25 protein-coding genes, 2 tRNA genes and 2 pseudogenes are annotated in these 26,633 nt (G+C 70.4%); 12 read left to right on the forward strand and 17 right to left on the reverse strand.

What is annotated here, in order from left to right:
• The first annotated feature begins 92 nt into the window (after positions 1-92).
• Both OG972_RS06355 and OG972_RS06360 read left to right on the forward strand, forming a co-directional pair.
• Complete coding sequence (locus OG972_RS06355; protein WP_266979081.1) at positions 93-1,721, forward strand: transposase; 1,629 nt, start codon at positions 93-95, stop codon at positions 1,719-1,721.
• 14 nt (positions 1,722-1,735) lie between these two features.
• Positions 1,736-2,032, forward strand: a complete 297-nt coding sequence (locus tag OG972_RS06360) for a YciI family protein (protein WP_266979083.1) — start codon at positions 1,736-1,738, stop codon at positions 2,030-2,032.
• A 473-nt stretch (positions 2,033-2,505) separates the two neighbouring features.
• On the opposite strand, the gene OG972_RS06365 is transcribed toward OG972_RS06360, so the two are convergent.
• Positions 2,506-3,573, reverse strand: coding sequence for an oxidoreductase (locus OG972_RS06365; RefSeq protein WP_266979085.1), 1,068 nt, complete (start codon positions 3,571-3,573; stop codon positions 2,506-2,508).
• Positions 3,574-3,788: 215 nt separating this feature from the next.
• Between OG972_RS06365 and OG972_RS06370 the strand changes: the two genes are divergently transcribed.
• A complete protein-coding gene (locus tag OG972_RS06370) occupies positions 3,789-4,205 on the forward strand; it encodes an SsgA family sporulation/cell division regulator (RefSeq protein WP_266979087.1) in 417 nt (138 codons plus the stop codon).
• Between the two features lie 5 nt (positions 4,206-4,210).
• Here the strand turns inward: OG972_RS06370 and OG972_RS06375 are convergent, their stop codons facing one another.
• The gene (locus OG972_RS06375; protein WP_266979089.1) at positions 4,211-5,539 is read right to left on the reverse strand and encodes a hypothetical protein; all 1,329 of its coding nucleotides are present in this window, start codon (positions 5,537-5,539) and stop codon (positions 4,211-4,213) included.
• 379 nt (positions 5,540-5,918) lie between these two features.
• Between OG972_RS06375 and OG972_RS06380 the strand changes: the two genes are divergently transcribed.
• The 3 genes from OG972_RS06380 to OG972_RS06390 all read left to right on the forward strand — a co-directional run bounded on the left by OG972_RS06380 (position 5,919) and on the right by OG972_RS06390 (position 9,905).
• A complete protein-coding gene (locus tag OG972_RS06380; RefSeq protein WP_266979091.1) occupies positions 5,919-7,550 on the forward strand; it encodes an ABC-F family ATP-binding cassette domain-containing protein in 1,632 nt (543 codons plus the stop codon).
• A gap of 487 nt (positions 7,551-8,037) precedes the next feature.
• Positions 8,038-8,814: a dimethylargininase gene (gene ddaH, locus OG972_RS06385; protein ID WP_266979093.1), complete on the forward strand. Its 777-nt coding sequence runs from the start codon at positions 8,038-8,040 to the stop codon at positions 8,812-8,814.
• Between the two features lie 116 nt (positions 8,815-8,930).
• On the forward strand, positions 8,931-9,905 hold the full coding sequence (locus tag OG972_RS06390) for an acyl-ACP desaturase (RefSeq protein ID WP_266979095.1): 975 nt from the start codon (positions 8,931-8,933) through the stop codon (positions 9,903-9,905).
• Positions 9,906-9,994: 89 nt separating this feature from the next.
• On the opposite strand, the gene OG972_RS06395 is transcribed toward OG972_RS06390, so the two are convergent.
• Entirely contained in the window at positions 9,995-10,300 is a 306-nt protein-coding gene (locus tag OG972_RS06395) for a recombinase family protein (RefSeq protein ID WP_323135948.1), read from the reverse strand.
• Positions 10,301-10,369: 69 nt separating this feature from the next.
• Here OG972_RS06395 and OG972_RS06400 point away from each other — a divergent pair.
• A pseudogene (locus tag OG972_RS06400) lies at positions 10,370-10,786 on the forward strand (putative immunity protein); the annotation flags it as partial.
• Between the two features lie 404 nt (positions 10,787-11,190).
• Here OG972_RS06400 and OG972_RS06405 read toward each other — a convergent pair.
• On the reverse strand, positions 11,191-11,388 hold the full coding sequence (locus OG972_RS06405) for a GNAT family N-acetyltransferase (protein ID WP_266979100.1): 198 nt from the start codon (positions 11,386-11,388) through the stop codon (positions 11,191-11,193).
• A gap of 44 nt (positions 11,389-11,432) precedes the next feature.
• On the opposite strand from OG972_RS06405, the gene OG972_RS06410 reads away from it, so the two are divergent.
• Both OG972_RS06410 and OG972_RS06415 read left to right on the forward strand, forming a co-directional pair.
• Entirely contained in the window at positions 11,433-12,146 is a 714-nt protein-coding gene (locus OG972_RS06410) for a hypothetical protein (protein WP_266979102.1), read from the forward strand.
• A gap of 396 nt (positions 12,147-12,542) precedes the next feature.
• Positions 12,543-12,914 (forward strand): hypothetical protein, encoded by a 372-nt coding sequence (locus OG972_RS06415; RefSeq protein WP_266979103.1) that lies wholly within the window; start codon positions 12,543-12,545, stop codon positions 12,912-12,914.
• Between the two features lie 140 nt (positions 12,915-13,054).
• On the opposite strand, the gene OG972_RS06420 is transcribed toward OG972_RS06415, so the two are convergent.
• The 6 genes and pseudogenes from OG972_RS06420 to OG972_RS06445 all read right to left on the reverse strand — a co-directional run bounded on the left by OG972_RS06420 (position 13,055) and on the right by OG972_RS06445 (position 16,137).
• On the reverse strand, positions 13,055-14,455 hold the full coding sequence (locus tag OG972_RS06420; protein WP_266979105.1) for an SDR family NAD(P)-dependent oxidoreductase: 1,401 nt from the start codon (positions 14,453-14,455) through the stop codon (positions 13,055-13,057).
• Between the two features lie 15 nt (positions 14,456-14,470).
• A tRNA-Ala gene (locus OG972_RS06425) sits at positions 14,471-14,543 on the reverse strand.
• A gap of 16 nt (positions 14,544-14,559) precedes the next feature.
• Positions 14,560-14,631 (reverse strand) — tRNA-Gly (locus tag OG972_RS06430).
• A 167-nt stretch (positions 14,632-14,798) separates the two neighbouring features.
• Positions 14,799-14,990: pseudogene (locus OG972_RS06435) on the reverse strand (hypothetical protein); the annotation flags it as partial.
• A gap of 18 nt (positions 14,991-15,008) precedes the next feature.
• The gene (locus OG972_RS06440; protein ID WP_266979107.1) at positions 15,009-15,263 is read right to left on the reverse strand and encodes a WhiB family transcriptional regulator; all 255 of its coding nucleotides are present in this window, start codon (positions 15,261-15,263) and stop codon (positions 15,009-15,011) included.
• A gap of 73 nt (positions 15,264-15,336) precedes the next feature.
• Positions 15,337-16,137: a VOC family protein gene (locus OG972_RS06445; protein ID WP_266990309.1), complete on the reverse strand. Its 801-nt coding sequence runs from the start codon at positions 16,135-16,137 to the stop codon at positions 15,337-15,339.
• 279 nt (positions 16,138-16,416) lie between these two features.
• Between OG972_RS06445 and OG972_RS06450 the strand changes: the two genes are divergently transcribed.
• On the forward strand, positions 16,417-17,280 hold the full coding sequence (locus tag OG972_RS06450) for a hypothetical protein (RefSeq protein ID WP_266979109.1): 864 nt from the start codon (positions 16,417-16,419) through the stop codon (positions 17,278-17,280).
• 132 nt (positions 17,281-17,412) lie between these two features.
• On the opposite strand, the gene OG972_RS06455 is transcribed toward OG972_RS06450, so the two are convergent.
• The 7 genes from OG972_RS06455 to OG972_RS49210 all read right to left on the reverse strand — a co-directional run bounded on the left by OG972_RS06455 (position 17,413) and on the right by OG972_RS49210 (position 23,312).
• Entirely contained in the window at positions 17,413-18,489 is a 1,077-nt protein-coding gene (locus tag OG972_RS06455; RefSeq protein ID WP_266979111.1) for an LLM class flavin-dependent oxidoreductase, read from the reverse strand.
• Between the two features lie 5 nt (positions 18,490-18,494).
• Positions 18,495-19,382, reverse strand: a complete 888-nt coding sequence (locus tag OG972_RS06460) for an ABC transporter substrate-binding protein (protein WP_266979113.1) — start codon at positions 19,380-19,382, stop codon at positions 18,495-18,497.
• Positions 19,383-20,156, reverse strand: coding sequence for an ABC transporter ATP-binding protein (locus OG972_RS06465; protein ID WP_266979115.1), 774 nt, complete (start codon positions 20,154-20,156; stop codon positions 19,383-19,385).
• Positions 20,153-20,989 carry an ABC transporter permease gene (locus tag OG972_RS06470; protein WP_266979117.1) on the reverse strand — a complete coding sequence of 279 codons (837 nt, stop codon included), beginning with the start codon at positions 20,987-20,989 and terminating at the stop codon, positions 20,153-20,155. Before OG972_RS06470 ends, OG972_RS06465 begins: the two co-directional genes overlap by 4 nt.
• The gene (locus tag OG972_RS06475; protein WP_266979119.1) at positions 20,986-22,011 is read right to left on the reverse strand and encodes an ABC transporter substrate-binding protein; all 1,026 of its coding nucleotides are present in this window, start codon (positions 22,009-22,011) and stop codon (positions 20,986-20,988) included. The genes OG972_RS06470 and OG972_RS06475 overlap by 4 nt, the downstream gene beginning before the upstream one ends.
• Positions 22,012-22,031: 20 nt before the next feature.
• On the reverse strand, positions 22,032-23,051 hold the full coding sequence (locus tag OG972_RS06480; RefSeq protein ID WP_266979122.1) for an ABC transporter substrate-binding protein: 1,020 nt from the start codon (positions 23,049-23,051) through the stop codon (positions 22,032-22,034).
• Positions 23,052-23,201: 150 nt separating this feature from the next.
• Positions 23,202-23,312, reverse strand: coding sequence for a putative leader peptide (locus OG972_RS49210; RefSeq protein ID WP_323135851.1), 111 nt, complete (start codon positions 23,310-23,312; stop codon positions 23,202-23,204).
• A 201-nt stretch (positions 23,313-23,513) separates the two neighbouring features.
• Here OG972_RS49210 and OG972_RS06485 point away from each other — a divergent pair, with 201 nt between their 5' ends.
• The gene (locus OG972_RS06485) at positions 23,514-24,296 is read left to right on the forward strand and encodes an IclR family transcriptional regulator (protein ID WP_266979124.1); all 783 of its coding nucleotides are present in this window, start codon (positions 23,514-23,516) and stop codon (positions 24,294-24,296) included.
• Between the two features lie 121 nt (positions 24,297-24,417).
• Positions 24,418-26,625 carry a DEAD/DEAH box helicase gene (locus tag OG972_RS06490; RefSeq protein ID WP_266979126.1) on the forward strand — a complete coding sequence of 736 codons (2,208 nt, stop codon included), beginning with the start codon at positions 24,418-24,420 and terminating at the stop codon, positions 26,623-26,625.
• The last annotated feature ends 8 nt before the right edge of the window (positions 26,626-26,633 follow it).

Raw genomic sequence — 26,633 nt, forward strand, 5'->3', positions numbered from 1 at the left:
GGAACGGGGGTTCTGGGGCCGAATGGGTGACCTTGGTGGCTGCTGCTCGTTGGGTCGGGTGGCAGGTGTCCGGCCCGGTAGGGGGTGATGTGGTGGGTGGTTTGCGGGAGTTGGCCGTGCCCTTCGTGGTGCCCGGGCCTTGCGGGGTGGCGATCCGGGACCGGCTCAAACACCTAACGCCCCAGGACGAGATGGTGCTGCGCGCGGTCGGTGCGCACCAGGGTGCGCTGGCTTCCGGTGATCTCAAGGCTCGCTGTGCGGATGGTCTGGAGCACGGTGCGGACACCTGGGCGGCGCGGAAGCGGGAGCTGACGGCACGGTCGTCGTCGCGGATCGCGGGTGCGATCACCAAGGCCACGCACGATCAGTGGGCGCTCGCACGCCGTTGCCAGGCAGCGCACATCCAGAACCTGGCGGCCGGGATCAGGACGCTGCGGCACCGCCTGTCCCTCCCGGTCGGGGCGCCCGGAACGAAGCGGGCGGCGGGCGGCTACCGGTCGAAGGGCGAGTGGTTCCGCAAGTCCCGCCGCCTCGCAGCACTAAAGGCGCGGCACGCTGCTGCTGTCGCCGAGTGGCAGGCCGGGCGGGTGCGGGTGGTGCGGGGCGGTAGACGTCTCCTCAACACCCGCCACCACCTCACCCAGGCCCAGCTCACCGAAGACCAGTGGCGGGAACGCTGGAAGGCGGAACGCTGGTTCATCGCCGCTGACGGCGAGTCGGGTAAACGGTTCGGGAACGAGACGATCCGCGTCACCCCGGACGGCAAAGTGTCCATCAAACTGCCAGCCCCGCTCGCGCACCTGGCCAACACCCAGCACGGCCGGTACGTCCTCACCTCCACCGTGGCGTTCGCGCACCGGGGCGCCGACTGGGCTGACCGCATCGAAGCGAACCGGGCCGTCGCCTATCGCATCCACCTCGATACGGAGCGCGGCCGCTGGTACCTCACCGCGTCCTGGCAACGCCCCGTCATCCGGACCGTCCCGTTGGAGACCGCCCGCGCCCGGGGCATGATCGGTGTCGACACCAACGCCGATCACTTCGCCGCCTACCGGCTCGATGTCCACGGCAACCCCATTGGTGACCCGCGGCGTTTCCCCTATGACCTGTCCGGTTCGGCCGGCCACCGTGACGCACAGATCCGCCACGCCCTGACCCGGTTGATCAACTGGGCGGTGCGTGCCGGGGTCGCCGCGATCGGCATCGAAGACCTCGACTTCACCACCGAGAAGACCCGCGAGAAACACGGCCGCAGGAAACGGTTCCGGCAACTCGTCTCCGGCATCCCGACCGGCAAGCTCAAGGCCCGACTGGTCTCCATGGCCGCCGAACACGGCCTGAGCATCGTCGCGGTCGACCCCGCCTACACCAGCCTGTGGGGTGCCCAGCACTGGCAGAAACCGCTGACCACCCCACGCCGAAAGATGTCCCGTCACGATGCCGCAGGTATCGCGATCGGGCGACGCGCCCTCGGGCACCCGGTCCGGCGTCGGACGGCACCGCCCCCACACGACCGGAGTGATCGTGCGAGGCATCGGACCGTCCAGGCCGGACCAGGTCACCGGGGGCGTGAGGGAACCCGCCCACCCACAACGGACCGGCCCCCTGGAGGACTGTCGCCGAACGGGACGCGAACGCGGGAACCCAGCGCATCCAAAACCGTTCGGGATGCGCCCAGTACGCAACAGTGGGTCCAAGACTCATTCACGCACACTGGTTAGGAACGGTGAGACCCATGTTCGTACTCGAGTTGACCTACACCGCCCCCGTCGAGCGCGTCGACGCGCTCCTGGAGGCGCATGTCGCCTGGCTGGACACGCAGTACGCGGCGGGGGTCTTCATCGCGTCCGGGCGCAAGAACCCACGCGACGGCGGGGTGATCCTCGCCGTCGGGGACGACCGCACGCAGATCGAGAAGATCACGGCGGCCGACCCGTTCGCGGCCGAGGGCGTGTGCGCGTACCGGATCACGGAGTTCATCGCGACGAAGACGTCGGACGAACTCGCCCCCTACCGGCAGCAGTTGCCGTAGGGCTTCTCGTTTGGATCATGCCGGGCCCGCGGGGCCCGGCACGCACATCTGCCGTGTTGTCGTCAGTCTTCCCCAAGCTCTCGGCTTCGCCCGAGCAGGGGAGACCCCCATTCGCTCCGCGTGGCTCCTTCTCCGCCTTGCAGCTGCACACGCCACGGCGCCACCAGCCGCTCGCGGCGGGCCGTTCCCTGATCCGGCCTGACCCGAACGAAAGACCGTAGCGGTCCAGCAATCGCGCCACCCTGGCGTGGAATCCGGGTCCTGGACGAGGGTCCCGGAGCGGTGCTGCCGGACCTGGTCTTCGCTGGGTGGCCGTGCCGGCGGAGCAGGGTGAGCCCGCCGACGAGCCTGTCGAACCTGCGCCGGGAACCCTCGAGGCTGATCGCGCAGTAGGCCGGATCCTCGTTCCCGTGCCGGCCTGACCCGAACAAAGGACCCAAAGGGCTGTTCCGCCAGGGACTACGGCGCAGCCCTTAGTTCATCCGGGCGATCCGCCCCTTCTCCCCCGCCGCCCAGCAGCCGCCGTCCTGCGTGCAGTCCACGGTGTCGTACGAACCCGTGTCGACGGTGTGCCAGGTGCGGCCGCCGTCCGTCGTCAGATCCGTCCCGGTCGGTCCGACGGCGAGTGCCGTGGAGCGGCTGTTCGGGGCCCAGGCGACGCCGGAACGGTAGGCGGTCGGCGGGGTGGTGGATCGCTGCCAAGTCCGGCCTCCGTCGCCCGTGACAGCCGCGGCGTCCGGAGAGGCCTGGCCGGCGCGGTAGTCGCCGCCGACGGCAATGCCGTGCGTACGGTCGCGGAAGGCGAGACCGAAGACGCCGCGGGCCGGGTCCCCGGCCGGGATCGTCGATTCGGTGGCCGTCCAGGTCAGCCCCCGGTCGGCGGAGTGCAGCACCCGTGCGGTGGCCGCCCCGCCGGTCGCCAGCCAGACGTCCTTCGGTCCCGAGCTGACCAGGCACTGGCCGCTGGCGGCGAAGCCCGCCTCGCCCGCCTGGGCGGCCGGCATCCCCGCTGTGGGCAGTACGTTCCAGCTGCGGCCACCGTCCGCGGTGGACAGGATCCGGTACCTGCCGTCGACGGGATCGCTCATGGCGAGCCCGTGGCGGCTGTCGAAGAAGGTGAGGCAGTCGTAGAAGGCACGGGCATCGGTATTGCGGAAGGACTCGGTCCAGGTCGCTCCACCGTCGTCCGTACGGAACACCCGCGACGCCTCGCCCTCACCGATGGCCAGCGCCACCGCACGCCGCGCGTCGAACGCCTCGATGTCACGGAATTCCAGTGCCGCCTCCGCCGCTCCCGCCGGCGACACGTCGCGCCAGTGACGGCCGCCGTCGGAAGTGCGCAGCACCGTGCCCTTCGAGCCCGCGGCCCAGGCGGTGCGGCGGCTGACGGCGGAGAGGCCGCGGAAGCGTGCGTCGGTTCCCGTCTCCGTGAGTGTCCAGCCCGTCCGGTCGCCGGGTCCGTGCCGCTGCCCCGGCGCGGCCTGCGCTGCCGGCGTGACCAGTGCCGCGGTCAGCGCCGCCCCGCACAGTCCCCATGCCATCAGTCGTATCGTCTTCCCCTTGGGCCTCATGGCGCAGGAAGCTAACCCACGGACAGTACGCCGTCCAGAGTGCGCCGCCGCCACGCGGGCACGTGCATCGAAGGGGGTGCGGTGCGGTGACGCAGCTCACCCCCTCGCCCGTGCACGGATCAGGAAGTTCCGTCGTCTCTGTCAGTGCCGGGAACCGTTCATCTGGCCGCAAGAGGGAGCAGGTCTTGTCCAGCGTTATCGAGCAGTCCGTGCAGGCCCGCATGGTCGCATCCGCGCCGCGGATGGAGACCCTTCCCGCCACTCTGCAGTACGACCGCAGGGATCCGTTCGCCGTGCGCATGGCCTTCCCTGCCCCGGCAACCCTGGAGGGCACCGAGGTGTCCTGGGAGTTCTCCCGCGAACTGCTGGCGGCAGGAATGGAAGGTCCGGCCGGGGTCGGGGACGTACGGATCAGGCCGTTCGGCTACGACCGTACGGTCCTGGAGTTCCATGCCACCGAGGGCATCGCCATGGTGCATGTCCGCACGGCGGAACTGTGTCGCTTCCTCAGGCGCGCCGAGGAGCTGGTCCCGTCGGGGCAGGAGCACCGCTTTCTGGATCTCGACCGGAGTCTGACGGACCTGCTCGGCGGAGCGTGCTGAGCCGGTCAGTCCGTCTTCACCGGTTTGACCTCCACCAGGTTCCGATCGTCGCAGTACATCACCGCGGCGGAATTCGCAGCGGGGAAGGCAATGCAGTCCGACGTCCAGCGTCGGCGCACCGCGCCGTCGTAGCCGACCAGCAGTAGTTTCCGCCCGACCTGGAAGAGGCCCTCCACCACCTGCCGGGCCCCCGCCCCCAGCGCCTTGGTCCGCTTCCGGTCGGCCAGGGCGGCGCCGAGCGGGCGGTCGGGGCGGCCGGGGGCGCGGATCAGGTCCGGGGAGCCCCTGCCGTCCGCCGCGACCACGTACGCCCCCTCGGCGAGCCGCCGGGGGCTGTGCTCCGGGCCGAAGTACGGGTCGAGGACCAGGGCGCCGCCCCGCTCGGGCAGCACCAGGTCGTAGGCGGTGTTCAGGGGCAGGCTGGGGTTCCAGCGGCACCCGGTGTGCGGATCGCGTGCGGCCTGCGGCTGGTCCCAGACGAAGTCGTACCGCCACCCCTTGTGTTCGTCTCCCGGCGGAGCGGCCGCCAGAACCGTCGCCCGGCAACTCCCCCTGGCCGGTGCGGTGACCAGGAAGGTCCGGTAGCTGAACCGGGCGACCCGGTCGACGGTCCCGGCCGGAGGGCGCAGACCGGGGATCCACTCCGGGCGGTGCGTCTCCTCGTCCAGGGTGCCGACCCGGTCCTTGCCGATGACCAACGGCTCGCACAGCCCGGGGGCGGCTTCGCGGCCGCCCAGCGCGTCGGCGCCGCACGGGGTCAGTACCCGGTACGCCCCCGGGATCAGGCGGCTCCACTGCCGTGTCCCGCGGTGGACGTCCCAGGCGGTGAACCGGCATCCGGCCCCTGAGCAGGTGGCCGCTCCGATCGCCGGCCCGGTGGTGCCGGGCAGCGCGAGGACCCGGCTGCCGGGCGGCAGGATGTGCCTCCAGAGGAAGGCGCCGCTGCTCGGGTCGGCAAGGGCGACGGCGGTCGGATCCGTGCGGCCGGTGCGGCCGCCGATCAGCACGATGCCGTACGGGAGAGGGACCGCCGAGTGGGGTCGGCCCGGCAGCCGCGAGGTGATCGCGAACTCGGCGGGAAGGGCTGCCGTCCATCCCTTGACCGGCGCGCGCACGCCCTTCTCGCCCTCCTGCGGGATACGGGCGAGCTTGCGCCCCTGGCCGATGAGCCCTTCCTTGGCAACGAGCAGCGACCAGCTGCCGTCCGGCCCCGGCGGGACGGTCAGCGGAATGCGCCGCTGCTCGGAGGGGACGGACACGCCGTCCCCGAACCTCGGCGGCTGCGGTCCGAAGCAGCCGGTCAGCACCGCACCGGCGCAGAACACCGTGAGCATCCTCAGGGCTCTGCCCGTCCAGTGACCTGTCATTGTGCGGCCCCCGATCCGCCGCACCCACCGGCGCGGCCGGGATCAACGTAAATCGTTTGCCGGGACGCGAGGTCCCGTCGTACCGTTTGTGACGTCCTTGTTGTCGTCGGATCGGAGAAGGACGTTGCTCGTCTGAGGTCGTGAGACACCGCGTTGCGCGCCGTGTCCGGACAGTGCATGCCCGTTCAGGTCTGTCATGTCTGTCATGTCTGCGCGCCCGAGTGTGACCTCAGCTCTTCGAGCCGTCCTCCGCAACCGGGGCTCCTCCTTGGCCATGTCCGTGGAACGCCCGTGACCGGTGTCTCACCCGTTGCCCCCTGCCCTTCCTCGCAACCGGGAGATCCGTATGTCTACCCCCATGACTCATATCGCCTGTTCGTCGCTCTCCTTCGCCTGGCCCGACGGCAGTGAGGTCTTCGACGAATTCCAGCTGACCGTGGGCCCCGGCAGGACCGGCCTCATCGGCGTCAACGGCTGTGGAAAGTCCACCCTGTTGCGGCTGATCGCGGGTGAACTCACCCCCACCGAGGGCCACATCCGGACCCGGGGCGAGATCGGGTATCTGCCGCAGAATCTGGTCCTGGACACGGCGCTGCGGGTCGATGCGGCCCTGGGCATCGCCGGCACCCGGGCCGCTCTGCACGCCATCGAGGCGGGTGACGTCCGCGAGGAGCAGTTCGCGGCCGTCGGCGACGACTGGGACGTGGAGGAGCGCGCCCGCGCGACGCTCGATCAGCTCGGCCTGGGTCACATCGGGCTCGACCGCACGATCGGCGAGATGTCGGGCGGCGAGTGCGTGCTGCTGCGCCTGGCCGCGCTGCTGCTGGCCCGCCCCGGGGTGCTGCTGCTCGACGAACCCACGAACAATCTGGATCTGTACGCGCGCAGGCGGCTGTACGAGGCGATCGGCGCATGGGCGGGTGTCCTGGTCGTCGTCAGCCATGACCGTGAACTCCTGGAGCGGGTCGACCAGATCGCGGATCTGCGGGACGGATCGGTCACCTGGTACGGCGGGAATCTCTCGGAGTACGAGGAGGCGCTCGCCGTCGAGCAGGTGGCGGCCGAGCGCATGGTGCGGGTGGCGGAGGCCGACGTGCAGCGCCAGAAGCGTGAACTGGCCGACGCACAGGTCAAGTTGGCTCGGCGCAAGCGCTACGGACAGAAGATGTCGGACACCAAGCGCGAGCCGAAGATCGTCATGGGCAACCGCAAGCGGGCCGCCCAGGAGTCGGCCGGCAAGCATCGCCTGATGCACGCCGGGAAGCTGGCAGAGGCGAAGGAGCGCCTCGACGACGCCGTCGAGGCGGTGCGGGACGACGACGAGATCAGGGTCGAGCTGCCGCACACCAAGGTGCATCCGGGCCAGGGTGTGCTCGTACTGCGCGATCTGGAACTCGCTTACGGAGCAAGGGTGAGCGGCGGGTTCGAGCTGCGGGGCCCCGAGCGGATCGCGTTGGTGGGCCGCAACGGCGCGGGCAAGACGACGCTGTTGCGGACCATTGCCGGTGAGCTGGCACCGGTATCCGGCGAAGCCACACCCCAATTGCCGCTGGGCTTTCTGCCGCAGCGTCTGGATGTGCTCGACGACGGACTGAGCGTGGTGGAGAACGTGGTGCGATTCGCACCGAATGCCACGGACAACCGGATCAGGGCGAGGCTGGCGCGCTTTCTGTTCAAGGGGGGCCGGGCGGACCGGCCCGTGGGGACGCTGTCGGGCGGGGAACGCTTCCGTGCGGCACTGGCGGCGCTGCTGCTGGCCGAACCGGCACCGCAGCTGCTGATGCTGGACGAGCCGACGAACAATCTGGACATGGCGAGCGTACGTCGGCTGACGGCGGCTCTGGAGTCGTACGAGGGAGCGCTGATCGTGGCGAGCCACGATGTGCCGTTCCTGGAATCGCTCGGCATCACGCGCTGGCTGCTGCTGGACGGCGAACTGCGTGACACCACGGCCGAGGCGGTGGCGACGGAACTCTGAGAGCCGTGGGAGATGCGGGGGAAAGGCGGCGGCCGGGACTACCGGTGGAGTAGGCCCGGCTCCTGCAGTCGCCGGCCGGAGTCAGTGCGAAAGGGAACTCCCGGTCCCCCTGCACTGCGAGTCGACCGCGGCGGCGAGCAGCCCTATGCTCTCGCTGCGGCGCTCGCGACCTTCCTCGGACTTCTCGACCGATCCGTGGGACGGATGCTGACGGATGCTGTTCGCAGAGGAATCCGCAGGGCATCGAACCGCCGGTCGACCCGGAGCAGCATGTCCCGGTCCGGCGCCGCAGTGCCTCGGCTCGACACGGTGCAGCTCGGCTCCTCGCACGGCTCGATGCCGATATGTAACTGCGCCGCTACCGGGGATCGTTGGAGCGACTGCGGACACTTGCTCCACCGGCCCAGGCATCGCGCTACGTCATCCGAGGCGTGGCCGAGGTGGCCGGCCCGCACCTCACCCCGAAACCCTATGGAGGGAACTACCCGTGCCCAGCAGAAAAGCTCTGGTCCGCCGCCCCGACCCACGTCTCACCGAGGGTCTCGTCACCCATGTCGAGCGCACCCCCGTCGATGTCCGCCTCGCCGTCGAGCAGTGGGAGCGGTATGTCGCCGTCCTCGGCGAGTACGGATGGGAGACGGTCGAGGTGAAGCCGGCGGCCGGATACCCGGACAGTGTGTTCGTCGAGGACACCGTCGTGATGTTCCGGAACGTGGCTCTCATCGCCCGGTCCGGCGCGGAGTCCCGCCGGGGCGAGACGGCAGCCGTGGAGGAGGCACTGGCCGGGCTCGGCTGCTCGGTGAACCGGGTGAGGGAGCCCGGCACGCTGGACGGCGGCGACGTCCTGAAGATCGGCGACACGGTCCTTGTCGGGCGTGGCGGCCGGACGAACGCGGAGGGGGTGCGGCAGCTCAGATCCGCGTTCGAGCCGCTGGGCGCCCGTGTCGCAGCCGTGCCGCTGACCAAGGTGCTGCATCTGAAGTCCGCGGTGACGGCGCTGCCGGACGGCACGGTCGTCGGGTACCCACCCCTGGTTGACGAGCCGTCGCTCTTCGGCCGTTTCCTGTCGGTTCCGGAGGAGGCGGGCTCGCACGTGGTGCTGCTCGGTGACGGGAATCTACTGATGGCCGCGAGCGCGCCGAAGACCGCGGAGTTGTTCGCGGGGCTCGGATATTACCCTGTATCGGTTGATATCAGCGAGTTCGAGAAACTGGAAGGGTGCGTGACCTGCCTCTCCGTACGCCTGCGTGACCTGCAGACATAACAGTACGTAGTCGGACTTCGCGCGGGCGGGGTTGGCGGGGGCCTTACTCCCCCTTTAACCTACGGTCTCGTAACCTACGAGGCCGTAGGTACTTCTCCCGTCCCCAGGAGCCCCCCGTGACGATCACCTCTCCCCACCTCGGCAGTTCAAAGGCGTGGACCGACGCCCAACTGCTGTACGCCCTGGAAGAGGTGGTGGAGAAGGAACTCAACCGCCATCTCAAAGTCGCCAAGGACTGGATGCCCCACGAGTACGTCCCCTTCTCGGACGGCCGGAATTTCCCCGGCATCTTCGAGGACGGTAAGGCATGGCAGGCCGACCAGTCCAAGGTCACCGACATCGGCAAGATCGCACTGGTCGTGAACCTGCTGACCGAGGACAACCTCCCCAGCTACCACCACGAGATCGCCTCCCTGTTCGGCCGTGACGGCGCCTGGGGCACCTGGGTGCACCGCTGGACTGCGGAGGAGGGCCGGCACGGCATCGTGATGCGCGACTACCTGCTTACCTCGCGCGCCGTCGACCCGGACAAGCTGGAGCAGTTCCGCATGGCGCACATGGCGGAGGGATTCGAGTCCGACAACCGACACTCGATGCTGCACTCCGTGGCGTACGTCGCCTTCCAGGAACTCGCGACCCGCGTCTCGCACCGCAACACCGGTCACCAGTCGGGCGACCCGGTCTGCGACCGCATGCTGGCACGGATCGCCACCGACGAGAACCTGCACATGGTCTTCTACCGCAACCTGCTCGGCGCGGCCTTCGAGCTCGCCCCGGACCTGACGATGCAGGCCGTGCGTGACGTCGTGGTCAATTTCCGGATGCCCGGTCACGGCATGCCCGGCTTCGAGCGGGCCGCAGCACAGATGGCGATCGGCGAGATCTACAACATGCGGATCCATCACGACGACGTGATCCAGCCCGTGCTGCGCTACCTGAAGGTCCTGGACATCGACGGGCTCGGCCCGGACGGGCTGAAGGCGCAGGAGGAACTGGGGCTCTTCATGGGTGGACTGGACACCGAGGCGGCCAAGTTCGACGAGAAGCTGGCCACGCGCAAGGCGCGGATGGCCGCCCGCGCGAACGCCTGACCCGCCCGCCTCGCGGAGGCCTGGGCCCCAGGCCTCCGCGAAACGCCTGACCCACAGCCCGCACGGCACCCGACGGCCCACGAGCCCGCTCACTCGTGGGCCGTCGTTCTTGTGTGACGCGGAGGCCGAAGGCGGCGGCGAGTCGTCGTAGGTGCGTCCACGGAGCTTCCCTCTGGCTTTCCCGACGGCCATGCCCTCGCGGGTTCGGGCGCCAACGGGGTCGGCCTCGAACTCAGTGGCCGTCGCGAGGACGTTGAACAGCAGCCGGCAACCGGCCCATCGGGGTCGTGCACGCGGGAGCCGATCCGGAGCTTCACGCCGTTGTCGGTGAGCTCGTCGACGATGTCGCGGGCGTCCCGGACGGATCGGGCGAGCCGGTCGAGTGTGGTCACCACAAGGGTGTCACCGGCCCGGCACGCGGCAAGTGCCTCACGAAGTCCGGCGACCTGCGGCAAGATTGAGCCGTGCCGACTGAGTCAGACAGGATTGAGCTGAGCGAACACGAACTTCGTGAAATCGCGGGCTACGCGGCCGATTGTGCGAGCAGGGCGCTGTCGATCTTCGAACAGAGTCTTCCTGCTGACACGCGCCCTCGTGACGCCATCGACGCAGCTCGCGCTTTCGCTGGGGGCGGCCGGCGCACGGCCGCTCTGCGACAGAGCGGTTGGGCGGCGTTCAGAGCGGCACGAGAAGCCGATTCACCCGCTGCGGTCGACGCGGCACGAGCGGCAAGCCATGCGGCCGGCGCCGCGTTCCTTCATCCCCTGGCAAACGCTCATCAGGTGAAGCACATTCTCGGTGCGGCAGCGCATGCGGCGCGTGCCGAAGAGTTGGCGTCCGGAGAAGACCGGAGTGTCACTGCGGGGACCCTTGAATGGGCGTGTCATCACGCACCACCATCGGTCACCGCGGTGCTCGGCCGTTTTCCCGCCGCACCTCCCGGAGGCGGGCGCGTGGGAGAGTTCATTCGCGATCTCGACGCCGCTCTCCGGCCGTCCTCCCAGATGCGGGCGCTCCCGCGCGACCGGCCCGCGGGGAGCGCCACGGGCGGGCCGTACGCGTGAGGGGGTGGAGTCATCCTCTGCCGGGCTGCTGCCGCTCGGACCCCCTCGCCGGGCTCCCGTTCAGTGCGGGTCGGCCCGCGCGCAGGCGTCGTCGAGGAAGCCGCCCGACTGGTGCTGTCACAGCTCGGCGTGGGCGTCGCGTGCTGAAGGCGGCGGGGAAGTGGACGTGCTGGTGAAGGCGGGGTCGGCGCGAGGCAGATTCCGGGCGCCGGGCCGGGGCGTCACTTCAGTTCCATGAGGATGTCGGCGCGGGCGAAGTAGTCGGCCACCGGGAGACGGTCGCGGGTGATCCTGGCAAACCCGGCTTTCTCGTAGAGGTGGATGGCGGGAGCAAGCTTGCTGTTCGTACCGAGAAACAGCCGGGCCCCGCCGAGTGCGCGGGCGCGATCGACCGCTGCGGCAATGAGTTGCCGGCTCACGGCTGGCCCACAGACTTGTCGCGCGGTTCAGTCAGCACAAGGTCATGCTCACCGCTGCCCGGGGCGCAGTCGCTGTGCAGGGGCGGCGTCCGGTATGGGCCGGCGTCAGGGGACGGTGCGCCGCACGACGGCCATGTGGTGCGGGAAGCCGATCCGCAGGACGGCGGCGGCAACGGCGGCGGCGAGGACCACAGCGCCGAGGACGGTACGGCAGCCAGACCGACCAGCACCCAGGCGCCGCTGCCGGCCCAGCCGGGGGAACCCTGCTCGATCGCGGCGACCAGGAGGACCTGGAGCGGCTCGGCCTCCAAGCCCGGCTCATCGGCGCCGACCGCCTCTACGCCGTTTCCACCGGCGATGTACGCGCCCAGGACACCGTCGTCCTCCTCGACAACGACGCCACGTCCTGGCGGTCCTGGAACGTCTACGCCGAACAATTGGCCCACGACACCGGGGCCCGCACGGTACACATCTCCGACGGCGGCGTCACCGGCCCCGCTTTCTTCGACCACGTCCGCCGCAGTCGCCGCCCGGTCATCAACTCGCCCAAGGGTCAGGCCGCCCCTCTGCCGCCCGACCTGGTCCAACGCCCGGTCGTCACACCGGAGGTGTACTGGACCTGGTCCCTGGTCCAGCGCGCCGGCGAGGTCCGCTCCGCGGTACGCGCCGTCGTCGACGTGCTCTGTGACGGCGTCGGCGACCTGGGAATCCACGCCCCGGGCGCCTGGCTGCCCGACGGCGACGCACACAGGCAGTAGGCAGCCCCGCTCCCCCGCCGAAGCGGGCCCGGGGTGCCGGCCCGACAGCCCCGTCCACCTGGGCCGGGAGGCTGCGCCTGCCGGCTGCGAAGAAGCCGGTGCTGGAATCGGCCCTGATGCCAGTTGACTCATTCTCGACCGGTCGTCTATATTCAAATAGCCGACCGGTCGGCTAGTAACAACCACTTCAGTTTCGAGGTCGGTCATCATGAGCTCTCAGGGTCAAGGCCGCAGTCCTCACCGGCGCCTCGCCACATGGTCGTCGAACCATACGGAACCCGGCCCGCCGACAACCGGCACAGGCTTGCGGCATGCGACGGCCGAACCCGCGGCCGACGTCATGACCGGCCTGACCCAGCAGCCCTGAACCCGATTCCACCCGACAGGAGAACCCTGATGAACAGCACGACAGACAGCGAAGCGATCCTGCGCGGTGTCCTCGACCAGTGGAAAGCGGCCGTCGACGGGCACGAACCGCAGCGGGTCGCCTCCCACTTCACCGAGGACGCGATCTTCCAGGGTCTGCGCCCCTACAGCGTCGGCCGGCAGGGCGTCGCCGACTACTACGATTCCCAACCCCTCGGGCTGAAGGCCGCGTATCGGATTCTCGAAACCAGGCGGCCCGCCGACGACCTCGTGCTCGGTTACCTGAGCGTCGACTTCTCGTTCACCGACCGGCCCACCCTCGGCGTCAATCTCGGCGTACTGGTCAAGCGCGTGGAGGACGGCTGGTACATCAGTCACTACCAGGTGTCCCGCCTCGATTGATTACCGCAGGCCGGCCGGGGCACCACCGAGGAACGGCGATGCCGGCCTCCGCGATTGCGAGAGCCGGCCCGTCCGGTGGTGTATCAGTTGATCCCGGTCGTCGCCCTCCCCCGGGGCCGCAGTGCGCGTGCGGTCACCCTTCACCATTCCGCTTCCCGGTAGTCCTTGAGGAAGACGCCTGAGACGGGCGATCCCGCCTCGCCACGCACGATCGGATCGTAGACGCGGGCGGCGCCGTCCACGATGTCGAGCGGGGTACGGAAGCCTCCGGCGGCGATCCGCTCCTTCTTCGGCACCGGGTTCTCGTCGGTGATCCAGCCGGTGTCGACGGCGCACATGTGAACGCCCTGAGCGGCGAGTTCGGCGCCGCTGGTGCGGGTCAGCATATTGAGGGCGGCCTTCGCCATGTTGGTGTGCGGGTGGCCACCCGTCTTGTTCCGTACCGCGAACCGGCCCTCCACCGCCGTCACATTGATGATGTAGCGGCGCGGCCGCGGGGAGGCCAGCAGGAGCGGGAGCAGCCGGTCGCAGAGGAACACGGGGGCCAGGGAGTTGACGAGCTGCGTCTCCAGGACTTCGGCGGGGTCCAGTTCGCCGATCCTCGCGGACCAGGAGTTCACGGGCGCGGTGTCCGGCAGCAGGCCGGCCTCGTCGACGCCGGGAAGCAGGCCCGATCGATCGACACCGTCCGGCAGTCCGGCCTGCTCGGCGTCGGGGAGCACCAGTGCCAGTGCGCTCGACGCGGAAGGCCCTTCGAGGGCGGTCATGGCCGCGTATCCGGGGGCGCGGAGCACACCGGCGGGCAGTGATCCGTACTCCCCCGCCGCCAGCAGCGCGTACGACCCGGGCGGGCGGCGAACGGTCTGGGCGGCGTTGTTGATCAGGATGTCGAGCGGCTCGCCCGTATCCCGCAACTGCTCGCACAGGCCGAGGACCTGGCGCGGGTCACGGAGGTCGACGGCGGCGACGGTGAGCCGGTCGAGCCACTTCGGGCTGTCATGGACGGCCCGGAAGCGGCGCAGGGTGTCGTGCGGGAAGCGGGTGGTGACGACGAGTTCGGCGCCGTCCCTGAGCATCATGAGCGCCAGCTGGAAACCGATCTTGACCCTGCCTCCGGTCAGCAGGGCGCGGCGTCCCGAAAGGTCGGTGGAGAGCGCGCGGCGGGACCTGTTCTTTGCCGCGCAGTCCGGGCAGAGCAGGTGGTAGAAGGCGTCGACCTGCCGGTACGGGGTCTTGCAGATGTAGCAGCGGCGGGCCCGCGCCAGTGTTCCCGCCGGACCGGCGGAAACCGCGCCGGGGTCCAGCGGGGCGTCCTCGCGCCGGTCGGCCGCGCCGGTCGCCGTCGCCGAGGTCACGGCGACGTCGGCCTCGGTCCGCCGCTCGCCGCGGATTCTGCGACGCCCCAGCCGGCCGTCGCGGGCGAACGAGGAGGCGACCTGTTCCGCGCGGAGCCGGGCGGGGTCGTCGACGGGCAGTGCCCGGAGCCGGCCGACGAGGCGGTCGAAGGCCGCCAGCTCCTCGTCCGTGATGCCGCTCTCCATGGCTCCGCCCCCTCGTGGTCCCGACCGGATTCGAACCGGCGTCCTCCCGCATGCCATGCGGACGCGACTGCCTCTGCGCTACGGGGCCCCGAGGGGGCGACCTGCCAGGACGGCCGGATTCGAACCGGCGTACCCGCCTTGGCAAGGCGGTGCGCCTGCCTCTGCGCTACGTCCGGGCATTGGGGAGATCCTAACCATCTGTCACCCGCGCGTCCTCACGAATTATTTCGGCCGCCCGCTCGGCGATGGCGACAGGGGGCGCATGGGTGTGGCCGCGGGTGCTACGCGGCATGGCCGAGGCGTCGACCACCCCGCAGTCCCGTCACGCCGTGCACCCGCAGCCGGCCGGAATCCGGATCTCCGGCTTTGGGTCACGCCCTCCTGACTCGACGAGCGCGACCCGGACCGTGGGGTCCTCGGAGAGGCGCGCGGCCGGTACGCAGCCGGCCGATCCCGCCCCGACGACGATGTAGTCGCAGTCGCTCAACTCGGCCCCCTGGAGATGCGGGCTCAGGACTGCGGAGGGCTGAACCATGGTGCGTACCGGGGAAGTTCAGGCCCTGCCGCGCTCAACCCTGCGCAGCCGCTCCCGCTCCTTCTCCGAAAGTCCGCCCCAGACGCCGAACCGTTCGTCGTTGTCGAGGGCGTACTCCAGGCATGCCACTCGCCCCTCGCAGGCGTTGCACAGCTGCTTCGCCTCACGCGTGGAGCTGCCGGGGGCAGGGAAGAAGAACTCGGGTCCCGCTTGCGCGCAGAGCGCCGTCTCCTGCCAGGCGAGTGCGGGGTCGGTCACGGTGTTGATCAGCATGGTGCACACAGTGCCCGGTCGCGATAAACGACTGATCAACGCCGCATCAATGCGTGGTCCGTGCGCCCTCCGGTCAGCTTTCCGACGCGTCCGAGCTCTTGATCACGGCGAACTGCGCCCCGTACGGATCGGCGACGTTGGCGAACTTGCCCACGCCTTCCATCTCCATCGGCTCCAGCGTCAGTTTGCCGCCCAGCCGCTCCACGTCCGCGACCGTGGCGTCGCAGTCGTCCACCTCGAAGTACGGCAGCCAGTGCGGCCCCAGGACACCCTGGGTCGCAACGGCCTCGAGAGGTACGAGCCCGCCGAAATCGGCATGCTCGCCGCCACCCTTGGTGCGGATCAGAGTGTAGGACCCACCGCCGCCGGGGTACGCAACCTGATGGGTCTCCCACCCGAAGACTCTGCCGTAGAACGCCGCGGCCGCGGGCACGTCCGGGGTGTACAGCTCGGCCCAGCAGAGCGAGCGCGGCACGCCCACCACGCCCAGGCCGGTGTTCTTCTTCGGCTGCCAGGTCCCGAAGTACGCACCGCCCCGGTCCGTGAAGCCGCCCATCCGACCGAAGTCGAGGACATCCATCGGCTGGAAGGGCACCGCGCCACCGGCCTGCTCGACCGCCTTGGCGGTGGCATCGACATCGGGGGTCTGGAAGTAGACCGACCAGGACGACTTCGCCTGCTCCTGGGTGACGGTCATGGCGCCCGCGACCGATTTCCCGTCCAGCATGAACATCCCGTACCCGCCGGTCTCGGGACCGCCGGGAACGAAGTCCCAGCCGAAGAGGCCCTGGTAAAAGGTGGTGGCCCGGTCGAGGTCGGGCGTGCCGAGATCGAGCCAGTTGGGGGATCCGGTGACAAAACCGGTGGTGAGCATGGTGCGCTCCTTCAGCGAGTCCCGCGTGTGCACTGCAGGGGTTTCTCCTGACCATCCGAGTCTTGCACCGGGCACCGACAACCGCAGACTGCGCAACGCGGGAAACCATTGCGCCTCGGCCCGGCCCTCATGGATGATCGGCGCATGACCATCAGAAAGGCTCATGCCTCGTAGGCGCCCTCTGCTCCGCCCCTCGGCCCACGCGCCGCCGGCACCTGTGCATGCCCCACAGCCGCCCGGTTCACGTTCCGCGTTCCTGCTTTCCTGCCGAGGAGCACCATGGAGTCCACACCTCTGACCCCGTACGCCCGTCTGCCGCACACCTACCGGGGTCTGCACATGATGAGCAGCACCGTCGACGCGCACGGCCGCGCGCACTGGCTGCTGAGCGAGCGCATCCCCGTGCAAGGCACGTCCGATCCGTACGAAGCCACGATGGTCACCGCGGACGACGGCCGTGTGTACGAGACACACCTCAGCGCGGTGCAGCTGTACTGCCCCGCCTTCGACGCGCTCCCGGACGGCGGATTCGTACTGGCGGAGAGCCGCAGCACCATCGACAGGCAGCACGTGCAGGTCTTCGACGCGCTGGGACGGTCGTCCTGGACATTCCGGATGGGCGATGCCATCGAGCATCTGATCGCCGACGAGGCGGGTGATCTATGGGTGGGCTATTTCGATGAGGGGGTCTACGGCGGTGATCCACTCAGCCATCCCGGTCTGCGCCGCTGGAGCAGCACCGGCGAGCCGCTCTGGTCGTTCCGCCCCGGCCCCGGGCTCATCGACATGTCGGACTGCCTGGCGCTGAACGTCGACGGCGGGACTGCCTGGGCCTGCCCGTACATGCACTACCCGCTGATCGAGGTGCTCGGCGACGGGACCGTACACGTGCGCCCCACATCGGTGCGCGGTGTGCGCGGTCTCGCGGTGAACGGCGAACGGGTCGTCTTCCTGACCGGCAACGGCACGCTGGAACACGGCCGGATCACCGAGACGGCTGTCGAGCCGGAAGAGCGAGGGACGCTGCTGGCCCGGCCGGACGGCGGCGTGCCGGACCGGAACGCGGTCGTCTGCCGTGGCTCCCGTATCTACCTGCGGGAGCGCAAGGGCACGGACTGGTCGGTGTTCGACCTCAGCGCGTAGTACCGCGGCAGTCCGCCCCTCGTATGTATCGCGGTCGGCGGGGTCCTACTTGGTGATCCGTCAGCGGACGAGGTGTTCGCTCACGGCCGGGAGCATACGGCACGGCCCCCGCCGACCACGCAGACTGTCCGCCTACCCCCGCCGCACCCCCAGTGCCGGCAGCACGGTCTCCGCCACCCGGTACGCCTCCTCCAGTAGCGGATTGCCGGAGAGGATGAACGTGTCGACGCCGAGCTCCTCGAACTCCTGGAGTCGCTCCACGACCTGTGCCGTCGAGCCGACGACTGCCGTGCCGGGGCCGGGGCGGAACAGGCTCATGCCGGGCCACATGTTGGGGTGCACCTCCAACTCCCTTGCGCGTGCGGGGACCTTCCCGCCGTGCTGGCGGAACTGGCGCTGCCAGCCCACCCCGTCCTCGCCCGCCCGGTCTCCGAGCTGGCGGGCGTACGTCGCCTCGCTCGTGACATCGAGCAGCCGGTCGGCCGCCGCCCATGCCTCGTCCTCCGTGTCCCGGACGATGAGGTGGAGCCGCAGTCCGATCCTGAGGGTCCTGCCGTAGGCAGCGGCGCGTTCGCGGACCCGGTCCAGCTTCTCCTTCAGCAGGTGCGGGGGCTCGCCCCAGGTGAGGAAGACATCGACGTGTTCGGCCGCCATCTCGATGCCGGGGGCGGACGAGCCGCCGAACCAGAGCGGGATGTGCGGGTCCTGGACGGGCCTCAGCTCCCGGAAGGAGGCGCCCGCGTTCCTCAGGTCGTAGAACCTGCCCTTGTGGTCGAACACCTCCCCCGCCGTCAGCCGCTTCACGATCGACCAGTACTCGGCGCTCAGTTCGTACCGCTCGTCATGCTCGACCTGGAGTCCGTACTCCTGAAGCGCTTTCGTGGAGCCGTTGACGACGTTGAAGCGCAGCCGGCCACCGAACAGCGTGTCGAAGCTGAGCGCCATCTTCGCCAGAAGGGTGGGCGAGATCAGCCCCGGGTGGACGGCGAGGAGTGGCTTGAAGTGGGTGCTGGTGGACGCGGCGAGGGCGCTGCCGAGCGGCCAGACGTCATACAGGTCGGTGGCGAGCAACGCCCCGCTGTAGCCGAGGCGTTCGACCGTACCGGCGAGCTGGGTGAGATAGCCCAGGTCGACCGGGCGGCGTCCTTCGGGCTCCCAGGGGTAGGCGCCTTCGCGCGGGATGATGTACCAGAGGACTTCGGTCGCCATGTCGGTCAGGCCGCCTTCTCGGAGGCTGCGTCCGCCAGCGCACGGGCGACGATGACAGGGCGCTCGATGAAGCCGGTGCGGTGGAAGATGTCGGCGGCTTCCTGCTGTTCGGCGATGAACGCGTCGGTGACGGGCTCGATCCGCCACGGCAGGGCGCGCAGCGCGGTCTCCCAGTCGTCGGCGGATCCGCCGAGGTCGGCGGCGGCGATCTCGGCGGCCTGGCGGGGATGCGCGGCCGCCCAGTCATCGGCGCGCTGGAGTGCCCGGGTCAGCGCCTCGATGATCTCGGGGCGGCTCTCGGCGAGGTCGCGGCGGGCGAAGAAGACGGACCGGTCGGTGATGACGTCGCCGGTGCGGACGAGGGTGCGCAGTCCGCCGGTGCGGCGGGCGGCGGCCAGCTGGGCGCCCTGGGCGACCCATCCGGCGATGGCGCCGGTGCGGAGCAGGTGTTCGCTGTCGTCGTTGCTGCGTACGGCGGTGATGTCGGTGGCGTACGAGAGTCCGGCGTCGTCGAGCGCCTTGGCGATCAGGTGGGTCTGCCAGGAGCCGATCGCGAGGTGGACGGTGGCGCCCTTGAGGTCGGCGACCGTACGGACGGGACTGCCCTCGGGGACGAGGAGCGCGCCGTGCTCGGGGCGCGGGGCGGAGACGGCGGTGTAGACGATGTCGTGTCCGGCGGCCTGGGCGGTGACGGGTGGGGTGGAGCCTGTGCCGCCGAAGTCGATGACGCCCTGGGTGAGAAGTTCGCCGGTGCGGACGCCGTTCGTGTACGGGTGGAAGACGACGGTCTCGCCGAGCGGGACCAGTTCCTCCTGGGCGAGGCCGAGGCGGGAGAGGTGGTACAGGTGGTAGAGGGACGGGTTGCTGCTGTGCACACCGATGGTGATGGTCATTCAGATCACTCCGACTTCGGTTCGGCCAGGGGTGGGTTCGACGGGGGCGGGTACGGGCTGCGGGGGCGCGGCGACGCCGAGGTCGCCGAGCAGACGTCGGCGCAGTGCGGCGAACGCAGGGTTGCCCGGGTCGCGAGGCCGGTCGACGGTGACGGTCTCGTCGGTGATGAGCCGGCCGTCGCGCAGGACGGCGACGCGGTCGGCGAGGCGTACCGCTTCGTCGACGTCATGGGTGACGAGGAGTACGGCGGGGCGGTGGATGCGGCAGAGCTCCCCCACCAGGTCCTGCATCTTCAGCCGGGTCAGTGCGTCGAGGGCGGCGAACGGCTCGTCGAGCAGGAGGAGTTCGGGTTCGCGGACCAGGGCCCGGGCGAGGGCGACGCGTTGGGCCTCGCCGCCGGACAGGGTGGCGGGCCAGGCGTCGGCGTGCCGTTCGAGGCCGACTTCGGCCAGGGCGCGCAGCCCGTGTGCGGAGCGGCTGCGCGGCAGGGCGACCGTCACATTGGCGAGGACCTTCTTCGACGGGACGAGGCGGGGTTCCTGGAAGACGATGGTGCGGGCCTCCGGGACGAGCACCTCTCCCCCGTCGGCGCCGTCGAGGGCGCCGAGGATGCGCAGCAGTGTGGTCTTGCCGCTGCCGCTCGCCCCGAGCAGGGCGACGAACTCGCCGCGTGCGATGTCGAGTTCGAGGTCGTCGAGCACGGCCCGGTCGCCGAAGACGCGACGCAGGTCCCGTACCCGTACAGCAGGCGTGGTCGGCGTGTCGGTGGTCATCGGGAGGCTCCCTGTGGAGTGCGCCAGGGCATCAGGACCCGTTCCAGCAGGCGTACGACGATGTCTGCGGCCAGTCCGAGGAGCCCGTAGACGAGGATGCAGACGGCGAGGATGTCGGTGCGGGCGTAGCTCTGCGCCTGGGACATCAGATAGCCGATGCCTGCGGTGGCGTTGATCTCCTCGGCGGCGATCAGCGCGATGACGCTCAGCGTCATGGAGAGCCGCAGTCCGGCGAGCAGGGACGGCAGGGCGCCGGGGAGGACGACCTCACGGACGGTCGCGAGGCGGCCCATTCCGAAGCTGCGCATGGCCTCGATGAGCTTGGGGTCGGTGTTGCGTACGCCACTGGATGTGGAGACATACATCGGGAAGGTGGTGGCGACCGCGATGAGCAGGATCTTCGCCGTCTCGTTGATCCCGAACCAGACCATGAAGAGCGGGACGAGGGAGAGGAAGGGGATGGTGCGCAGGGTCTGGAGGGAGGAGTCGAGGAGTTCGTCGCCGAGGCGGGTGAAGCCGGTGGTGATGCCGAGGGTCAGGCCGGCGGCCAGGCCGATGAGCAGGCCGATTCCGGATCGTGTGAGGGACGTGGTGAGCGCATCGGACAGCTGCCCGTTGTCCCACAACTCAACTACGGCACGAAGGACTTCGGCGGGCGAGGCGAGCACGTCGGGGGTCAGCAGTCCGGTGGCGGAGGCCACCCACCAGAGCGCCAGGAGCACCACCGGGCCGAATGCGCGGACGGTCAGGGCGTAGGAGCGGCTGCGCGCCTTGCGGAGCTGGGGGCGCGGGGTGACAAGACCGCTCGCGGTCGTCTTCGGTGGGGCGCTCATGTCAGCTTCTCGATGTCGAGGAGATGGGCCGCCACATCGACCTCGGTCTTCGTGACCTTCTGCTCGGCGTAGAAGGCGGCGACGGCTTCGAAGCGCTTGATGTCCTCGGGGCCGATCGGTTCGACCGTGGCGCCCTTGCCGGTGACCTCGGTCTGTACCTCTTTGGCCTTGCCGGTGACGGCGGTCGGGCCGGCGTCGGTGAAGACGTTGAGGTACGCGGCCGGGTTCTGCTTCTCCTTGACGCTGCCGTCGTGAAGGTACTGGTAGAGCGCCTTCACGATCTCCGGGTGCTGTTCGGCGAAGCCCGTACGGACCGCATTGAGGCTGTAGTTGTCGGAGCCGATCGCCGCGCCGTCGGCGACGAAGTGGGCCTTGCCGCTGCCGATCTCGGCGACGGCGTAGGTCGCCCAGACGGACCAGGCGTCGACCTTGCCCGCGTTGAAGACGGCCGCGGTCTGGTCGGGCCGCAGATAGACGCGCTTGACCTTGTCGGCAGGGATGTCGGCTTTGGCGAGCGCCTTGAGGAGCAGGTATTCGCCGGTGCCGCCCTGATTGACGGCGACCCTCTTGCCGACCAGATCCGCGACAGAGTCGATCCCCGAACCGTTCTTGACGAGAATCCCCTCACCGGCCGCGTCGGGGTCGACCGCGGTGAAGAACTTGAAGCCGGGCCGCTGCGCGAGCGAGGTGATGCCGGAGGTGATGGAGCCGGTGGCAATGTCGAGCTGGTCGGCGTTCATCGCCTGGGCGGCCGGGGCGAAGGGCCCCGCGCTGCCGGTCCACTCCACCTTCGCGCCCACCTCGGCGAGCGCCTTGTCGAGGCTGCCGTCCTTCTTGCCGAGTGCGAGCACACCGGAGTTGCCGGGGTCGGGGATGCGCACGGACACCGCATCCTTGGCGCCGGAGCCGGTGCTGCCGCTGTCGGCTTCTGAGGTGCCGCAGGCGGTGAGTGCGACGAGGGCGGTGACCGTGAGGAGCGCGGGGGTGACAGTCGAACGGAGGTGTGGTCGGGGGAAGTTCATGGTGATCGGTTCCTCGGGGCTCAGGGGGCGGAAGGTCGGTGGGCGGGTTGCAGCCGGGCCAGGGCTGCCGCGCGGCGCAGCGGTTCGGGGTCGGCCCAGGCCGTGACGTCGACGGGTTCGGGCAGGAACCCGTGTGCGCGAAGTCCTGCCTCCTGCTCGGCGAGCAGGGCGAGGCGCTGGTCGGACAGGTCGGGGTGGAGGGTCAGATGGGTACCGGGCCGGTAGGCGCCGGCAACTCCGGCGGCGCCTGCCCCGGTCTCGGCGCCGAGGATGCGGGCCACCTCGTCGGGCTGTCCGGTGGCCCAGTCGGCGGCCCTGAGCAGGACGGCGAGGAAACGGTCGACGAGGTCGGGGTGGTCGTCGAGCAGCTGCTGGTGGACGGTGATGGGGCGCGGGGTGCCGTTGTTGATGCGGAACCTGCGGTCGGGCAGCTCATCGAGCTCGACGGCGACCTCGGCACCGGCCCGCCGCGCCGCCTCGACGGCAAGCGCGCCCTTCACGTACACGGCGTCGACGTCGCCGCGGCGCAGCGCGGCCAGCTCGGCGGCCCACTGGCCGTCGTGCTCGTCGGCGGGCACGTCGACGAGCGTGGCGTCGTCGAGCGTGTGACCGGCGGAGGCGAGCGCCCCTTCGAAGCCGCGTAGGGCCATGGCCCGCCAGAAGTCGATGGCGATCGAGTGCCGGGGCACGGCGAGACGAAGCCCGCGCAGCGCGTCGGCCCCCCGGATCCCGGAGCCCGGCGCGACCAGCACGGTCTGCCGTTCCTCGATCCAGGTGAGCCCGATCAGGCGGGTCCGCTCCCCCCTCGAGCGGGCCCACAGCGCGGGAACGTTGCCGCCTTCTCTGAAGAGGCCGGGCAGAGCATGGGTGAAGTGGGCGGCGCGGTCGGCGTCGGGTACGGCGTCCTGGAGGGAGCGCACGGTGATTCCGTCGGGGGTGAACTCGTCGGCCAGCCACTGCCGGTCGGCTGCGATACCGGTTGCGGTGGGCACGGGACAGCGGGTGAACCAGAGGGTGTGAGGCAGGACGGCATGCGTCATGAAGTCTTCCCGGAGGATCGACGAAGCAAGGGAGGGCGGCGCGGTAGGTCACGTGTCCCGTACGGGCATGGTCACGGTGACGCGGTCCCTGCCGTACCGGAACAGCACGGCAGGCACGGGGAGGGGCGCCGGATGACGAGGGGGAGAAGATCAGCGACAGGCGGCGCTGGCGACGCGCGCCAGGTCGATGTGACGGCGCAGCGTGAGGGCGAGCGGGGCGGGAGCGGCAGGCGTACGGGTCGCGGTTCGGCGACCGGCCATGGCACTGCTCCCTTCCGCTCGTCGGTGGTGACGGCAGCAGCCTGCCACGGACGCCCGCCCGCTCACAACTCGCTTCCCATGATGTGGGATTGAGGATGAACGGAGTGTTTCACAACCTCGTTAACACGCCTCCTCCCTCCCGTAGTGTGGCAACCGACTGTCCCACCTTTCCCCACCCCACGAGCGGAGAGTGATCCCGACATGACCGAGGCCGCGACAGTGCGTGTCCCCGGCGGCGCGCAGGCGGTCCAGCGCGCCCTGGACGTCCTGCACTGTTTCCACGACAACGGCCCCGACCTCAGCGCCTCCGAACTGGCCCGCCGCCTGGAGCTCCCGGTCTCCACGGCGCACCGGCTGGCCCGCACGCTGCTCGGCGCGGGATTCCTGGAGCAGGACGCCCGTACGTCCCGCTACCGGCTCGGCCCGGCCGTGACCGAGCTGGGCCGGCTCTCGTACCACCAGCGCGGTCTGCATCTCGCCGCTCCGGAACTGAGTGATCTGGCCGAACGCACCGGCGCGACCGCCGATCTGGCGCTGCGCAGCGGTCCCCATGCGGTGATCGTCGCGGGAGGCTCGGTCACGCCCAAGGTGGGGCTGCGCCGCCCGCTGCACTCCACCGCGCTCGGCAAGGTGCTGCTGGCCTGGGCACGGCCGGGTGAGGGAGGGCCGTCCTCGCTCCCCCCGCTGCCCGCCTTCACCGACCGCACGATCGTCGAACCTGCCGCCATGGAAGCCGAGTTGGCCCGCGTACGGGACGATGCCTACGCGCTCAACGACGGCGAGTCGGCGTACGGGGTACGCACGTTGGCCGTCCCGGTGCTGGACGGCGCCGGTCATGCGCGGTTCGCCCTGGCGGTACGGGCGACGCCTGAGGTGATCACGGCGGCGCGCACCGAGTGGTTCCTGGTGCAGGCGCGGTCCTGCGCCAGGGCACTGGAGGTCCTGCTGCTGTCCCCGGCCGAACGCCGTCCGCCCGCGTCCTGACCGCGCACCGGGGCTCTCGCTCCGTCGGGCCCGCACCGTCATCGGCCCATGGCACGATATGTCTCACTCGGGCAGCTGCCGGGCAAGGCGGCAGCGGGGCTGCGCGGACAGAGGAACGTACATGACAGAGGCCGGGGAGACCGGTACCGGGGCGAGGGACACCGGGGCGCCGACGGGGAAGGCAGCCCGGGAGCTGATCGCAGAGGCCGAACGGCTGCTCGACGCGGCGCGTGCCGTGCTGGCCGACCACACCCGCGCGACCGACGCCATACATGCTGCCCTCACCCCGATCCTCGACTCCCTGATCCACCGTGAGCTGGCCGCGATCCCGGTCTCCCGGCTCAAGGACGTCACCGAGGGCCGACTGCGCCTCGGCGCGGTCGAGCAGGCCGGCTACACGACGGTCGGTCAGGTCCATGAGGCCAATCGGTACGAGCTCCGCCAGATCCCCGGCGTCGGTGCGCAGACCGCCGATCAGGCGCTCGCCGCCGCGGGCCAGATCGCGCACGCGGTCCGGGACACGGTCGCCGTCCGGATCGACGTCGAGGCGCCCGACGAGTCCACGACCGCCCTGCTCATGGCGTTGCACCGGCTGGTCGAGGCGGGTCCGGACGTCCGGCGGGCCGTGGACGCGGCCCGGCGGCTCGTCGGGCAGCTGGAGCCGCTGCTCACCGAGGCCGGACCGGCCCGCGGGCGGTTGCGCATGCTGTTCGCCCGGCGGCAGGCCCGCACGGCGGCGCTCACTGCCGTCGCCTCTGTCCGGACCGTGGTCGCGGAGGCGACGGAGCGCGGGCTTCCGCTGCTGTTCGGGCAGGTGTCGGTCGATCTGCTGCGCGCCCCGGAGTCGGACCTCGCGGCATGGGTCGACTTCGAGCTGCGGTCCGCCGAGTACTACAGCCTGCTCGCCCAGATGTCGGGCACGCACCCCGACCGGGACGCCGCCGAGGGGTTCCTTCCGTCAGGGATCGCCGACCGGGTACGCGGGCTGCGGCTCGACGATGCGCATCTGCGGGTCTCCCTGCGGGGCTACCAGTCGTTCGGTGCGCGCTTCGCGCTCGCGCAGAAGCGGGTGATCCTCGGCGACGAGATGGGGCTCGGGAAGACCGTGCAGGCGATCGCCGCGCTCGCGCACCTCTCGGCACGGGGCGAGACGCACTTCCTGGTGGTCTGCCCGGCGAGCGTGCTGATCAACTGGGTGCGGGAGCTCCGGGCCCGGTCCACCCTGCGGGTGCTGCCGGTGCACGGCCCCGAGCGGCAGGAGGCGTTCGCCGATTGGCGCGAGCGCGGCGGGGTCGCCCTCACCACCTTCGACGCCCTGCACACCCTCCCGGCCGCCCGGGACGGCGGGAAGCGGCCCGGCATGCTGGTCGTCGACGAGGCGCACTACGTCAAGAACCCCGCCACCCGCCGCTCGCGCGCGGTCTCCGGCTGGGCGGGACGCACCGAACGGGTGCTGTTCCTGACCGGTACGCCGATGGAGAACCGGGTCGAGGAGTTCCGCAGTCTGGTCCGCCATCTCCAGCCCGAACTCGCACCGTCGATCAGGACCACCCACGGGGTGGCCGGTTCGCACGCCTTCCGCCGCGCCGTCGCACCCGCCTATCTGCGGCGCAACCAGGAGGATGTGCTGACCGAACTCCCGGCGCTGGTGCAGGTCGACGAGTGGGAGGAGTTCAGCGAGGCCGATCTCGACGCCTACCGGGAGGCGGTCGCCGCCGGACAGTTCATGCGGATGCGCCGGGCCGCGTACGCCCGCCCGGAGACCTCCGCAAAGCTGAACCGGCTGCGCGAGCTGGTCACGGAGGCCGCCGGCAACGGGCTCAAGGTCGTCGTGTTCTCCTACTTCCGCGAGGTGCTCACCACGGTCCGGGAGGCCCTGGACAACGGGGTGTTCGGGCCGGTCTCCGGCAACGTCCCGGCCGCCCGGCGGCAGGAGCTGATCGACGAGTTCAGCACGGTGGACGGCCACGCGGTCCTCCTGAGCCAGATCCAGGCCGGGGGCGTCGGGCTGAACATGCAGGCCGCGTCGGTTGTCATCCTCTGCGAGCCGCAGATCAAGCCGACCATGGAGCACCAGGCCGTGGCCCGCGCCCACCGGATGGGGCAGATACGCACGGTCCAGGTGCACCGGCTGCTCGCGACGGACAGCGTCGACCAGCGAATGCTGGACATCCTGGCCCGCAAGGAGCGGCTGTTCGACGCGTACGCGCGGCGCAGCGACGTCGCCGAGACGACGCCGGACGCCGTGGACGTCTCGGACGGGAGCCTGGCCAGGCGCATCGTCGAGGAGGAACAGCTGCGCCTGGCGACGGGACCGGCGGAACCCTGACCGGATTC

The sequence above is a fragment of the Streptomyces sp. NBC_01669 genome, assembly GCF_026339735.1.
Taxonomy (GTDB): Bacteria; Actinomycetota; Actinomycetes; order Streptomycetales; family Streptomycetaceae; genus Streptomyces; species Streptomyces yanii.

What these genes read in the sequence shown, in the direction of transcription:
- OG972_RS06360 (WP_266979083.1), top strand. Translation starts at nt 1,736, where the DNA reads ATGTTCGTACTCGAGTTGACCTACACCGCCCCCGTCGAGCGCGTCGAC.
- OG972_RS06365 (WP_266979085.1), bottom strand. Translation starts at nt 3,573, where the DNA reads ATGGCATGGGGACTGTGCGGGGCGGCGCTGACCGCGGCACTGGTCACG.
- OG972_RS06375 (WP_266979089.1), bottom strand. Translation starts at nt 5,539, where the DNA reads ATGCTCACGGTGTTCTGCGCCGGTGCGGTGCTGACCGGCTGCTTCGGA.
- OG972_RS06380 (WP_266979091.1), top strand. Translation starts at nt 5,919, where the DNA reads ATGTCTACCCCCATGACTCATATCGCCTGTTCGTCGCTCTCCTTCGCC.
- OG972_RS06410 (WP_266979102.1), top strand. Translation starts at nt 11,433, where the DNA reads ATGCTCACCGCTGCCCGGGGCGCAGTCGCTGTGCAGGGGCGGCGTCCG.
- OG972_RS06415 (WP_266979103.1), top strand. Translation starts at nt 12,543, where the DNA reads ATGAACAGCACGACAGACAGCGAAGCGATCCTGCGCGGTGTCCTCGAC.
- OG972_RS06420 (WP_266979105.1), bottom strand. Translation starts at nt 14,455, where the DNA reads ATGGAGAGCGGCATCACGGACGAGGAGCTGGCGGCCTTCGACCGCCTC.
- OG972_RS06440 (WP_266979107.1), bottom strand. Translation starts at nt 15,263, where the DNA reads ATGCTGATCAACACCGTGACCGACCCCGCACTCGCCTGGCAGGAGACG.
- OG972_RS06445 (WP_266990309.1), bottom strand. Translation starts at nt 16,137, where the DNA reads ATGCTCACCACCGGTTTTGTCACCGGATCCCCCAACTGGCTCGATCTC.
- OG972_RS06450 (WP_266979109.1), top strand. Translation starts at nt 16,417, where the DNA reads ATGGAGTCCACACCTCTGACCCCGTACGCCCGTCTGCCGCACACCTAC.
- OG972_RS06455 (WP_266979111.1), bottom strand. Translation starts at nt 18,489, where the DNA reads ATGGCGACCGAAGTCCTCTGGTACATCATCCCGCGCGAAGGCGCCTAC.
- OG972_RS06460 (WP_266979113.1), bottom strand. Translation starts at nt 19,382, where the DNA reads ATGACCATCACCATCGGTGTGCACAGCAGCAACCCGTCCCTCTACCAC.
- OG972_RS06465 (WP_266979115.1), bottom strand. Translation starts at nt 20,156, where the DNA reads ATGACCACCGACACGCCGACCACGCCTGCTGTACGGGTACGGGACCTG.
- OG972_RS06470 (WP_266979117.1), bottom strand. Translation starts at nt 20,989, where the DNA reads ATGAGCGCCCCACCGAAGACGACCGCGAGCGGTCTTGTCACCCCGCGC.
- OG972_RS06475 (WP_266979119.1), bottom strand. Translation starts at nt 22,011, where the DNA reads ATGAACTTCCCCCGACCACACCTCCGTTCGACTGTCACCCCCGCGCTC.
- OG972_RS06480 (WP_266979122.1), bottom strand. Translation starts at nt 23,051, where the DNA reads ATGACGCATGCCGTCCTGCCTCACACCCTCTGGTTCACCCGCTGTCCC.
- OG972_RS49210 (WP_323135851.1), bottom strand. Translation starts at nt 23,312, where the DNA reads ATGGCCGGTCGCCGAACCGCGACCCGTACGCCTGCCGCTCCCGCCCCG.
- OG972_RS06485 (WP_266979124.1), top strand. Translation starts at nt 23,514, where the DNA reads ATGACCGAGGCCGCGACAGTGCGTGTCCCCGGCGGCGCGCAGGCGGTC.
- OG972_RS06490 (WP_266979126.1), top strand. Translation starts at nt 24,418, where the DNA reads ATGACAGAGGCCGGGGAGACCGGTACCGGGGCGAGGGACACCGGGGCG.